This is a genomic window from Rhizobium sp. UFLA01-1127, from assembly GCF_059803845.1.
Genome location: NZ_JAUQTZ010000170.1, coordinates 1 through 12,174 on the forward strand (window position 1 = coordinate 1; position 12,174 = coordinate 12,174).

Consider the following 12,174-nt stretch of genomic DNA (forward strand, 5'->3'; position numbering starts at 1 on the left):
AAGGCCGCCGCAAGTCGCCGCGATCAGCGGCTTAGTTCAATCCCAAACCGATTCCGATAAGCAATGATCCGCTCTAGGACATTGCCGCAGTTCCGTTTGCGGCGGAGATACTCCAATCAGTTCGAACGAAAAACCCCGGCCTGAAAGCCGGGGTTTGTTTTCAGGTGCCCTACTCCGCCGCCACTGCCGGCGGCAGGCGGATCGCATCCTGCTCCTCGCCGGCCTGCTCCTTGGCCGGCGGCTGCTCCGATTTCCTCTTCGGTTCGCGGCCGAAGAACAGGGCATAGCCGGCTGGCAGCACGAAGATCGTCAGCACGGTCGCGACCAGAATGCCGCCCATCATGGCGTAGGCGAGTGGCCCCCAGAAGACGCCGCGCGAGATCGGGATCAGGGCGAGCACGGCCGTCAGTGCCGTCAGCATGATCGGACGGAAACGCCGCACGGCCGAACCGATGATCGCCTCCTTACGGTCCATCCCCGCCGCGATATCCTGGTCGATCTGATCGACGAGAATGATCGAGTTGCGGATGATGATACCGAGCAGCGCGATGACACCGAGGATCGCAACGAAGCCGAAGGGCGCACCGCTGATCAGGAGGGCACCGGCCGCGCCGATGATGCCGAGCGGGCCGGTGGCCAGCACCAGCATCGCCTTGCCGAAATGCTGCAGCTGCGCCATCAGGAGCACGACGATAATGACGAGCATGATCGGCGCCTTGGCAGCGATCGAGGCCTGGCTTTCGGCGCTGTCTTCGGCACCGCCCTGGATTTCGATCTTGTAGCCGGCCGGCAGGCTGTTCCTCAGATCAGCCATGTCGTTGTAGAGCTTGGCCGTCACGTCGTTCGACTGCACATTGTCGGGCAAGGTTGCCCGCACTGAGATGGTCGGCAGACGGTCACGGCGCCATTCGATGCTCTGCTCCATGACGGGCACGATCTTGGCGACCTGCGACAGCGGCACGAACCCACCGGAGTCTGTGGGAATATAGACCGAGTTCACGGAGGTCAGCAGGTGGCGGCTTGCCTCCGGCTCGCGGGCAACGATCCCGACGGTTTCCTCACCCTCGCGATAATTGTCGAGCGTGAAGCCGGACATCGAGGCCTGCAGCATCTGGCGGATGCGCTGCGAGGTGACGCCGAGAGCCCGGGCACGGTCCTGATCGATCACCAGCTTCATAGCCGGCACCGGTTCGAGCCAGTCGTCATGGATGGCGCCGAGCAACGGATTTTGGGTAAAGCGCTGCTTCACCTCGTCGGCAATACGGCGAACCTCCTGCCGGTCGGGACCCATGACGCGCAGCTGTACGGGCCAGCCGGTGGGCGGACCGAGGAACAGGCGGTCGACCTTGCCGCGGACGGATGGGAAGTCCGAAGCCAATATACCGCGCATCTTGGCGATCAGACGCTCGCGGGCCGGCTCATCCTTGGCCATGACCAGCATCTGGGCATAGTTCGGGTTGGTGAGCTGCTGATCGAGCGGCAGGAAGAAGCGCGGCGCGCCCTGGCCGACATAGGTCGCGATGAAGCGCTTGTCCGGATCGTCGGCCATGCGGGCTTCCAAGGCCTGGGCCTGGCGCTCGACTTCCTTGATGCTGGTGCCCTCAGGCAGCCATAGATCGACGAGGATTTCCGGACGCGACGACTGCGGGAAGAAGTTCTGCGGAATGAACTGGAACGACCACAGACTGCCGACGAAGGCGGCGAGCGTCAGAAGCAGCACGATCACGCGGTGACGCACGGCCCAGGTAACGGAGGTCCGCAGGCGGCGATAAAAGCGCGTGTCGAACACGTCATGATGCTCGCCGGCATGGTGCCGCTGCTTGAGGATCATATAGCCGAGCCATGGCGTGAAGTAGACGGCCACGAACCAGGAGACCACGAGCGCGATTCCGACGACGTAGAACAAGGTACGGACGTATTCGCCGGCCGTCGATGCCGCAAAGCCCACCGGAATGAAGCCGGCCGTGGTGATCAGCGTGCCCGTCAGCATCGGGAAGGCGGTCGAGGAATAGGCGAAGCTCGCGGCATCGAGTTTCACCAGCCCCTCTTCCAGCTTGCGCTCCATGAGCTCGACCACGATCATGGCGTCGTCGACCAGCAGGCCGAGCGCGATGATGAGCGCGCCGAGCGAGATGCGCTGCAGGTCGATGCCGAATTCGTACATGATGGCGAAGGTCGCCGCCAGCACCAGCGGAATGGCGATGGCGATCACCAGGCCGGAGCGCCAGCCGATCGACAGGAACGAGACGATCAGCACGATGATGAGAGCTTCGCCGAGCGCATGCATGAACTCGCTGATCGCGTCGGTCACGACATCAGGCTGGTTTGAAATCTGATCGACCTGAACGCCAACCGGCAGGGAAGCCTCGAAGCGCTTGTAGGTTTCTTCCACCGACTTGCCGACATCGGTCACCTTGAAACCATTGGCCATGACGACGCCGAGCTGCACGCTCGGATGGCCGTTATAAAGGAACTTGGCGGTATAGGGGTCCTGCAACCCGGCGGTGACTGTGGCGATGTCGCCAAGGCGCGTCACCTGGCCGCCGGCTTTGAGCCGCAGATTCTTGATATCTTCAACCTTGTTGACATCGCCCCCGACCGAAATGCGCACCGAGCGCGTGCTGGTGTCGACCGTGCCAGCCGGATCGACATTGTTCTGGCCGACGATGGCGTTCTTCAGGTCGTTGAGCGTCAGCCCGCGCTCGGCCAGAACCTTGGAGGAGACATCGATATAGATCTGCTCCGCCTGGTCGCCGATAATGGTCGCCTTCTCGACGCCGGGCGTCGAAAGCAGCATGTCGCGCGCCTGGATGGCGAACTTCTTCAGTTCCGGATAGCTGTAGCCGTCGCCGCTGATCGAATGCAGCGTAATGAAGGTATCGCCGAATTCATCGTTGAAATAAGGACCGAGCAGGCCGGACGGCAGCTCGTTGCCGATATCGCCGACTTTCTTGCGGATCTGGTAGAAGGCGTCCTTCACCTCGGCAGTGTTGGTGTTGCCCTTGATCTGGACGGTTGTGATGGCGAAGCCGGCACGGGTATAGGATTTGACCCAATCGAGATGCGGCGTCTCCTGAAGCTTGCGCTCGATCTTGTTGACCACCTGGTCTTCCATGTCCTGCAGGGAGGCGCCTGGCCACACGGTCTGCACGACCATGACGCGGAAGGTGAAATCCGGGTCTTCCTTCTGGCCCATATGGGTAAGACCGAGCGCGCCGGCGATGATGATGAGCCCGAACAGGAAACGCGCAATGCTGGGATGGGCGATCGCCCAACGCGACAGATTGAACCGTTTCCTCTCGCCGGAAGTGCTGTTGATGGACATGATGTCGTCCCCTCGATCCGGGTCAGCGTACGATATCCGCCGAAGCGGCTTTGGTTTCAGCGGAGGCCTGCTGGGCTGATGCAGCCGGAAGCTTGACCTTCATGTTCTCGGTCATGAACTGCGTGCCGGCGGCAACGACGACATCGCCGGCCTTAAGACCATCGGCGACCCTGATTCCGTCATCGGCGAAATCGGCAACCTTGATGGCGCGGGAATGAACTGTGCCGGCGCTGCGATCGACGAGCCAGACGATCTTCTGTCCGTCCTTCTGCGCCAGCGCGCTCAACGGGATGGAAACATAGGGTTGGGTGTTGCCGGCAAGCGCCTCGATCGTCGCGGTCATGCCGAGCAGCACGCGCGGATCGTTCGGCAGGCTCACGCGCACCGCAAAGGTGCGCGACTGATCGGCGCTGCCGGAGACTTCGCGCACCTTGCCGTCGAGCACCAGCGCCGAGTCGGACCAGAAGCGCGCCTTGACATCCTTGCCGACCTTGAATTGGGCGATGTCCATTTCCGGCACGGCAACCTGCACTTCCTTTTCGCCATCGACGGCAACGGTGATGACAGGCGTGCCGGAACTGACCACTTGGCCGACATCGGCGTTGATGGTCGTGACGATACCGTTCATATCCGACGTCAGCTCGGCATAGGCAACCTGGTTCTTGGCTTCGGTCAGCGCCGAGGCCGCAGAATCCCGCGTCGAAACGGCTTGCTCATAAGAAAGTTCGGCCTGTTCGAGCTGCGACTTGGAGGTGACGTTCTTGGCGAACAGCGTCTGCGCGCGATTGCGGGCAAGCTCCGTCGTCTGCACCTGCTTTTCCGCCGAATCCAGATCGGCCTGCGAACGGCGCACCGCAAGGACATAATCGGTCGGGTCCATGCGGGCGAGCACGTCGCCGGGCTTCACCCTCTGGCCGATATCCACCTTGCGCTCGACGATCTTGCCATTGACCCGGAAGCCGAGATTCATTTCCGTCCGCGCGCGCACGGCGCCGGAATAATCGAGCTTGCGCGTCGTATCCGCCTGGGCAATCTCGACCACCTTCACCGGCCGGATCACCTCCGCCGCCTCTTCCTTTTTCTCGTTGCAGCCCGAAAGCCCAAGCCCCAAGGCGGCAAAGAAAGCCACGCCGGCGATGGCCCGTAGGGTGTTGGTCGTCAGCGAAACCATGTCGCTCTCCTAAAATCGAACAATGAGTGGAAACACGCCGGGCGTCCGGAGCGCATTGCTATTTCTTCAAGGCTCTGATGGCGAACTCGATAAGATCTTCGGGCTCGGCCCGATTTGTCTTGGCGAGGCACTGGGCCACCATCTGCGGATGACAGAGATTGATGGTCGCCGCGCCGAAGCATTTGGACGCGACATAGGGGTCCTGCGCGTAGAACTCACCGGCGGCAATGCCCTCGGCAATGATCTCGGCGATCAGATCGTGGATACGATCGATGTGTTTTTCGATGACGTGCCAATCACGCTCTATGGCGACGACGACCATCTCGTGGACCTTCTGCTCGTCCAGCATGGCCTCCATCGTCATTTTGTATTGGGCCATGATATAGGCCCGCAGCCGGTCGGCGGCGCTGATGGGCTGATTGCGGATGGAGAGGGCCATCTGATAGCTCTGCCCGAGCATGCGCCCGCAAATGGCCTGATGGATTTCCGTCTTGGAACCGAAGAAACGATAGATATTCGCCGTCGACATGCCGAGATCCCGCGCGATATCGGCGACGTTCGTCTTGCTGTAGCCATAGTGGCGAAACAGCTTTTCGGCGGAATCGAGAATGCGCGTTATGTTTTCCTGACGGGCGGGATCGACGCTGACATCGGAAAGATCGAGCATGAGCAGGCCTAATGGTTTACGAGTGACGATTTTCAATTTTCGTCACTCGTAAACCATTAGAGCGCCGATGTCAAGAAAACCGCCTGCAACTGCAGGCGGTTTTCAGATGCTATTGAATAAACTGAGATTGCGCCGAACAACTTGAAACAAGAGTTAAATCATCGACAACGTTCCTCGCGGAACGCAGCGAAAGTATCCGGCATTTTGTCGCAGCAGCGAAAGTTGCCTGCTCAGACGCCGACGAGCGCCGGACGAAAACGGCGAAGGCTGAAAAAGCCGACGAACACGATCACCAGCAGCAACACCGCTTGCGCGACCAATATCGGCGGCTCGTTGCCATTCGGCGCCAGCGCATTGAGCACCGGTATCTTCTGGAACGACTGAACGATCAATACGAGACAGTTGAAGAAGAGCAGCACCAGGGCGCCGATCACGAAGACGGGACGCCAGATGCCGGCAAGATGAAACCCGTAGCGCGCCAGCGCCGTCGGGATGAAGATGAGAAGACAGACAGTGCCGACGATGATCGCAGGCGTGACGCCGTGAAACGGGAACAGAAATCCCGTTAGACTGGTGAGAACGGTGGTCAGCATATAGACGAGCGTCGATCGATTATGACGGTTGCCCGTGAGAAATCCCTGGGCGACGACGACGCCACTGATGATGGCAATCAAGCTTATGACGACATGAATTAAGAGAATTCCAGACATTCGCCCCTCCTCTTATGCACTGCATTTCAGTGAAAATGACAGCGCAAAGCCGCAAGTGTGCAACCATACACCAAACGCGCCGCGCCAACCAGCGCGACGCGGGATCTGAAATTGCCGCTTACGCGGCGTGAACTTCCAGAGAGATCGGTACGGAAGCAAGCGCCTTAGACACAGGGCAACCCGCCTTGGCCTTGTTGGCGAGTTCGGTGAAAGTTGCCTCGTCGGCGCCGGGAACCTTGCCCGTCAGCGTCAGATGGATCGCGGTGATGGCAAATCCGCCTTCGACGCTTTCAAGCGTAACCTTGGCCGTTGTCTCCATGCTTTCGGCGGTAAAGCCTGCTTCATTCAGGATCAGCGACAGCGCCATCGTGAAGCAACCCGCATGGGCTGCGCCGATCAGCTCCTCCGGATTGGTGCCGGGAACGCCCTCGAAGCGGCTGGCGAAACCGTAAGGATAATGATTGAGCGCGCCGCTCTGTGTCGAGATCTGACCCTTGCCGTCCTTCAAACCGCCGGACCATTGAGCCGAACCTGTACGATTGATCTGCATGTCGTCCTCCTTGTTGTTGAATGAAATATGGGAGCAGAATCGCCGCCTCCCCGGGATTACCGATCGCAAGCGGTATTGGCGCCACCCGCGCGGGCATCGTAGTCCTTCTATACGTCGAAGACGACGCCGCCATAACAGATGCAGCGTCGATCCTGAAAAGCACTGCGCCGCGGATTGCTCGCGAATAGAACTCTAAATCATCATACAAGCATATTGCCAATGTATGATGATTGCCGTATCATTACATCCATGCAGTCGCGAAACGCGGCTAGGCATCGCCCGCAGGGAAGACCCGCCCGTCTCTCGTCGAGAGGTATTCGGGAAAGCATGCGAAACGGTGTGGAGGAGATAGGGTGGAATCGCTCGAAAGACAGGGGCACGACTTATCGGCTCAGCCCGCGCGCCGTCCGCGCGTGCGCAGAAACGTGACAGCCGCGATCGCCGAAGACATCTGCGCCGAACGCTATGCCTCCGGCTCGACCCTGCCGCGCGAAAACGATCTCTGCGAAATTTATGGCGTCAGCCGCACGGTTATCCGCGAATCCCTCAAAGTGCTGGAATCGAAAGGGCTGGTGCGCGGCAAGCCGCGTATCGGCACCAGCGTCTGCGACAAGGACGATTGGAACATTCTCGATCAGGATGTGCTCGAATGGATGGGTCCCCATATCGCCGATTTCGACATTCTCGGCTCCATTCTTGAGGCCCGCCGCACCATAGAACCTGCTGCCGCAGAATATGCGGCGGAGCGCGCCACGGCGCGCGAGATTGCCGATCTGGAGAACGCATGGCAGCAGATGCGCGACAGCGGCGATGACCCGGAGAGCTTTACCGAGGCCGACGTGACCTTCCACAAGGTGCTGCTCGGCGCCAGCCACAATCAGGTGTTCCAGCGCCTGTCCAGCGCCATGCATGCCGGCCTCAAATATGCGCTGCACGCCTCCAACGTCGCAGCCGATAGCCGCGACGAGGCGATCGCCGTTCACGGCGAACTTGTCGAGGCGCTGCGCCTGCGCGACCGCGATGCCGCCCGCGCCTGCGCCCATCGCATGCTCGATCTTGCCGCCCGCGATCTCGCCGTCGAACGACGGCCGGACAAAAGCCGGAAAACGAATCCCGAAACCCGGAGATCTGCGGCTTCGCCGCTGACATAACTCAAAGCCAAACGGAATCATTCCCATGAAAATCACCAAGCTGACGACCTATATCGTTCCCCCGCGCTGGCTGTTCCTGAAGATCGAGACCGACGAAGGCATCGTCGGCTGGGGCGAGCCCGTGGTCGAGGGTCGCGCGCTCACGGTGCAGGCCGCCGTGCACGAACTGGAAGATTATCTGATCGGCAAGGATCCGTTCTTGATCGAAGATCACTGGAACGTCATGTACCGCGCCGGCTTCTATCGCGGCGGCGCCGTCCACATGTCGGCGCTTGCCGGCATCGACCAGGCGCTCTGGGACATCAAGGGCAAGGCACTCGGCCAGCCGATCCATTCGCTGCTAGGCGGCCAGGTGCGCGACAAGATCAAGGTTTACTCCTGGATCGGCGGCGATCGTCCGTCCGACGTCGCCAACAATGCCAAGGAGGTCGTTGCCCGCGGCTTCAAGGCCATCAAGCTCAACGGCTGCGAGGAAATGCAGATCGTTGACACCTATGACAAGGTGGAGAAGGCCGTCGAGACCATCGCCACCATCCGCGAGGCGATCGGCCCCTATATTGGCATCGGCGTCGATTTCCACGGCCGCGTCCACCGGCCGATGGCCAAGGTGCTCGCAAAGGAGCTGGAGCCCTATAAGCTGCTCTTCATCGAAGAGCCGGTCCTGTCGGAAAACCGCGAGGCTCTGAAGGAAATCGCCAACCATTGTTCGACGCCGATTGCGCTTGGCGAACGGCTCTATTCGCGCTGGGATTTCAAGTCGGTGCTGTCGGACGGCTATGTTGACATTCTCCAGCCCGATCTCTCCCATGCCGGCGGCATCACCGAATGCCGCAAGATCGCGGCCATGGCCGAAGCCTATGACGTGGCGCTGGCGCCGCATTGCCCGCTTGGGCCTATCGCACTTGCCGCCTGCCTGCAGGTCGATGCTGTCAGCTACAATGCCTTCATTCAGGAGCAGAGCCTCGGCATCCACTACAACAAGGGCAACGACATTCTCGACTACATTTCCAACAAGGAAGTGTTCCACTATGCCGACGGTTTCGTCTCGATCCCGCAGGGTCCGGGCCTCGGCATCGAAGTCGACGAAGCCTATGTCATCGAACGCGCCAAGGAAGGCCACCGCTGGCGCAACCCCGTATGGCGCCACGAGGACGGTAGCGTCGCCGAGTGGTAGGATCATGGCGCTCTCCTGACGGACGAGGGGCCTGACATCCAAAAGTGATTGAAGGCCCGGTTGCAGCAGATATGCGCTACCGGGCCTTTTCTTTGACCAGTGCTCTTCTTAGTCCGGCACCTTTCCCCTTTGCCGCTCGGCGGCGAAGATGGCTGCGAAATCGGCCTCCCTTCATCAACTCGGCCTCGCCACCCCTCAGCGGTGCGGCGAAGCTCCCGATGTAGTGCCTTGGGCCGGTTTCCCATTCCTAAAAAAAAGTTGCGCCTGCAGTATCGGCGCAGATACTGCAGGCGCGTCATGCGTCTCAACAAGCCCCCAGGGAGACGCATTACCGGAGCATGATCACCAAAGGCGTGGAGTGCCCTTTAGCGCAGACCATGCTCAAGCAGGCAATTTCAAACTACTCCCGCTCGCCGGTGAAGTTCAGCAGCAGCTGGAAGATGTTGACGAAGTTCAGGTAGAGCGACAGGGCACCGAAGACGGCGAGCTTCTGCTGCGATTCCTGATCGTAGTTTTCGGCATACTGCTCCTTGATGTTCTGGGTATCCCAGGCGGTCAGGCCGACGAAGACGACGATACCGATGACCGAGATGGCGAACTGCAGGGCGCTCGAACCCAGGAAGATATTGACGATGCTGGCGATGATCACGCCGAACAGGCCCATCATCAGGAACGAGCCGATGTTGGAAAGATCGCGCTTCGTCGTATAGCCGTAGAGGCTGGTCGCGCCGAACATGGTCGCGGCGATGAAGAAGGTGCGCGCGATGCTCGTGCCGGTGAAAACCAGGAAGACTGAAGCCAGCGACAGGCCCATGACCGCACAGAAGGCCCAGAACATCATCTGCGCCGTGCTGGCCGACATCGACTGGATGCGGAACGAGAAGAAGAATACGAAGGCAAGCGGCGCCAGCATGACCACCCACTTCAGCGGGCTCTGGAAGATCGGCACGTAAAGTGCCGGCGTCGTGCCGACGATCAGCGCGACGATACCCGTCACGACAAGGCCGACGCCCATATAGTTGTAGACGCGCAGCATGTGGCGGCGCAGCCCTTCGTCGAAGAGCGCCTGCGAGCCTGCGCCGGCTCCGTAGCCGTATCGCGGATTGGTCGGGTTCATGGTCGTTCTCCTTTAACTCGAATTAGTACAGGCTGCGGGCGAGCTTTTCGGCATCGCCGTCGAGTTGACCCGCCTGGCCGTTACCGATCAGTGCATAGGCGACTTCGCCGATCTGCCAGTAGGCAGCCTGGACATCGTCACGCTTGATGTGACTGACATCCTTGACGGCGAACGTGCCCGGACGGACGGCGAATAGTGACAAATGCCCATCCTTGCCGGCATCGACCATCATTTCGACACTCGGACCGAATTCGGACGGATAGATCTGCGCATCGGTGACGCGCCAATCGCTCGGCAGCTGCGGCAAGATGATTGCCGTAGACGCGCGGATTTGATCCGGATTGTAATTCGCAGACGCCGATTGCGGCTTGATCTCCTCGCGCACGGCCGTCGTCCGATAGGCGCGCACTGCGTCGTCGATAAAAGCCGGCGGCCGTGTGGACGCACTGACCTCGCTCGCCGTAAAGGCGCCGAAAGATGTATGAGCCACCCATCCCGACCCTACCAGCACGGCAATGGCGGCAACGCGCTGGAAAGAGCCGAGCATGCGCCCATAGACCAGCCCGCGCTCCAGCCGCCGCGCGGCCTCCCGCGTTTCTGCCCGAACCACATGAGCTTCTCCGGCCAGCGCCATGCGCAACTCGCCGCGAATGCTCATGTCGGCCATCACCTTGGCCGCAATCTCGGGATGCTCGGAGAGATAGGATTCCACCTCGACGCGGCGCGCAAGGGTGAGCTCGCCATCGACATAGGCATCGAGATCGGCATCGATAATCGGATCAACGATTTTCATTGCCGCCTCCGTCGATAAGCCGCAGATGTGAAACCCTGGAGGTGACCTCCTCGAAATTGCGCAGGCTTGTCCGCGCCCGCGCAATGCGGGACATCAGAGTACCGACAGGAATGCCGAGCGCAGCCGCCGCCTCCTGATAGGAGAGATCTTCGATCGCCACGAGATGAAGCGCCTCGCGCTGCTCTTCGGGCAAACTGAAGAATGCTTCGCGAACCTGGGTCAAACGCACCGTATGGTCCTGCGATGCCGGCAATGCCGTCTCGAGCTCGGCCGCCGCCTCTTCATGGCGACGGTTCAGCGACTTCTTCTGGCGCAGCCGGTCGATATGCACATTGTGCAGGATCGACAACAGCCAGGTGCGCAGATTGCCGTCGCGCCTGAAAGATGCCTTGCGCTCAAAGGCCTTGACCAGCGCGTCATGCACCAGATCCTCGGCCTCGTCCGCGTTGCGCACGAGCGAGCGGGCGTATCGTCTCAGCGAACCGAGCTGCCCCAAAACATCGAATGTGCGTCCTTTGCGTTCCATACACCTATATACGGAAGCACGCCGGATTCTATTCCATCGCCCCGCGAATATTTTTGCCGATTTTTTACATCAGCAGGAATCCTTGGGCTGCGGCAGCGGCGGCAGGTCCGTTTCGCCGAGCGATTCCCGCAGATTGATCTTGATCGTGTCGGCGATTATTTCACGCCGGCGCTCGCCGTCACCAGAACCGGGTCGGCGCGATAATCCTTAGGAAAGAGATGCTGCAAGTTCTTGATCTTCGGCAGATCGTTGATGACGATATACGGATAGCTCGGATGCGTCGTCAGGAAATCCTGATGATAATCCTCGGCGGCATAAAATTGCCGCGCAGGTTCGATTTTGGTGACAACAGCCGCATCGAAGACCTCGGCATGGTTGAGCTGGTCGATATAGGCGCGGGCAATATCGGCCTGCGACTGGCTGGTCGGGAAGATGGCCGAACGATATTGCGTGCCGGTATCCGGCCCCTGATAGTTCAGTTCCGTCGGATCGTGCGCGACCGAGAAATAGATCTGCAGCAAGTGCCCATAGCTGATCTTGTGCGGATCGAAGACGATACGAACGGATTCGGCGTGGCCTGTCTCGCCCGAGCTTACCATTTCATAGTGAGCGGCATCCTTGCTGCCGCCCGTATAGCCGGACGTGGCGCTGATGACGCCGTTGACGTGCTGAAAGACGCCCTGGACGCCCCAGAAACAGCCGCCGGCAAGCACCGCCGTTTCCGTGCTGGGGGCAACGGCCTTTTCGTCCATGTTCGGCGGCGGAATGATGCGCGCGTCCTCGGCCGATGCGCGACCGGCAAATTGCAGCGCAACAGCGCCGAGCAGCACGGCGGCTGCAGTGAGGCCGGCAAAACGCGCGACCCGCGCTGAACCGATGCGGATCATATCTGTCGATAAAGTCTTCATGACACTCTCCAATGAAAGAACACAAGGGGTAGAACACCTTCAACCGGTGGCCTTTCCCTGGGTTCGGATGTGGTTTGACCGG

11 protein-coding genes are annotated in these 12,174 nt (G+C 60.4%); 2 read left to right on the plus strand and 9 right to left on the minus strand.

Annotation, left to right across the window (positions count from 1 at the left end):
• Positions 1-169: 169 nt before the first annotated feature.
• The 5 genes from Q4Q11_RS28130 to Q4Q11_RS28150 all read right to left on the minus strand — a co-directional run bounded on the left by Q4Q11_RS28130 (position 170) and on the right by Q4Q11_RS28150 (position 6,423).
• Positions 170-3,325, minus strand: a complete 3,156-nt coding sequence (locus Q4Q11_RS28130; protein WP_498571531.1) for an efflux RND transporter permease subunit — start codon at positions 3,323-3,325, stop codon at positions 170-172.
• 22 nt (positions 3,326-3,347) lie between these two features.
• Positions 3,348-4,496, minus strand: a complete 1,149-nt coding sequence (locus Q4Q11_RS28135) for an efflux RND transporter periplasmic adaptor subunit (protein WP_113216531.1) — start codon at positions 4,494-4,496, stop codon at positions 3,348-3,350.
• A 58-nt stretch (positions 4,497-4,554) separates the two neighbouring features.
• The gene (locus tag Q4Q11_RS28140) at positions 4,555-5,163 is read right to left on the minus strand and encodes a TetR/AcrR family transcriptional regulator (protein WP_498571534.1); all 609 of its coding nucleotides are present in this window, start codon (positions 5,161-5,163) and stop codon (positions 4,555-4,557) included.
• 230 nt (positions 5,164-5,393) lie between these two features.
• Entirely contained in the window at positions 5,394-5,873 is a 480-nt protein-coding gene (locus Q4Q11_RS28145) for a hypothetical protein (protein ID WP_498571532.1), read from the minus strand.
• A 118-nt stretch (positions 5,874-5,991) separates the two neighbouring features.
• Positions 5,992-6,423 (minus strand): OsmC family protein, encoded by a 432-nt coding sequence (locus tag Q4Q11_RS28150; RefSeq protein WP_104824404.1) that lies wholly within the window; start codon positions 6,421-6,423, stop codon positions 5,992-5,994.
• Between the two features lie 353 nt (positions 6,424-6,776).
• Between Q4Q11_RS28150 and Q4Q11_RS28155 the strand changes: the two genes are divergently transcribed.
• Both Q4Q11_RS28155 and dgoD read left to right on the plus strand, forming a co-directional pair.
• Positions 6,777-7,574 (plus strand): FadR/GntR family transcriptional regulator, encoded by a 798-nt coding sequence (locus Q4Q11_RS28155; protein WP_112502611.1) that lies wholly within the window; start codon positions 6,777-6,779, stop codon positions 7,572-7,574.
• 25 nt (positions 7,575-7,599) lie between these two features.
• The gene (gene dgoD / locus Q4Q11_RS28160; protein ID WP_112502608.1) at positions 7,600-8,748 is read left to right on the plus strand and encodes a galactonate dehydratase; all 1,149 of its coding nucleotides are present in this window, start codon (positions 7,600-7,602) and stop codon (positions 8,746-8,748) included.
• A gap of 400 nt (positions 8,749-9,148) precedes the next feature.
• Here the strand turns inward: dgoD and Q4Q11_RS28165 are convergent, their stop codons facing one another.
• From Q4Q11_RS28165 to msrA, 4 genes are all read right to left on the minus strand, one after another.
• Positions 9,149-9,865: a Bax inhibitor-1/YccA family protein gene (locus Q4Q11_RS28165; RefSeq protein ID WP_112502606.1), complete on the minus strand. Its 717-nt coding sequence runs from the start codon at positions 9,863-9,865 to the stop codon at positions 9,149-9,151.
• A 22-nt stretch (positions 9,866-9,887) separates the two neighbouring features.
• Positions 9,888-10,658: an anti-sigma factor family protein gene (locus Q4Q11_RS28170; RefSeq protein ID WP_112502604.1), complete on the minus strand. Its 771-nt coding sequence runs from the start codon at positions 10,656-10,658 to the stop codon at positions 9,888-9,890.
• Complete coding sequence (locus Q4Q11_RS28175) at positions 10,645-11,184, minus strand: sigma-70 family RNA polymerase sigma factor (protein ID WP_112502601.1); 540 nt, start codon at positions 11,182-11,184, stop codon at positions 10,645-10,647. Before Q4Q11_RS28175 ends, Q4Q11_RS28170 begins: the two co-directional genes overlap by 14 nt.
• A 155-nt stretch (positions 11,185-11,339) precedes the next feature.
• Positions 11,340-12,092 (minus strand): peptide-methionine (S)-S-oxide reductase MsrA, encoded by a 753-nt coding sequence (gene msrA / locus Q4Q11_RS28180; protein ID WP_498571533.1) that lies wholly within the window; start codon positions 12,090-12,092, stop codon positions 11,340-11,342.
• Positions 12,093-12,174 lie beyond the last annotated feature (82 nt).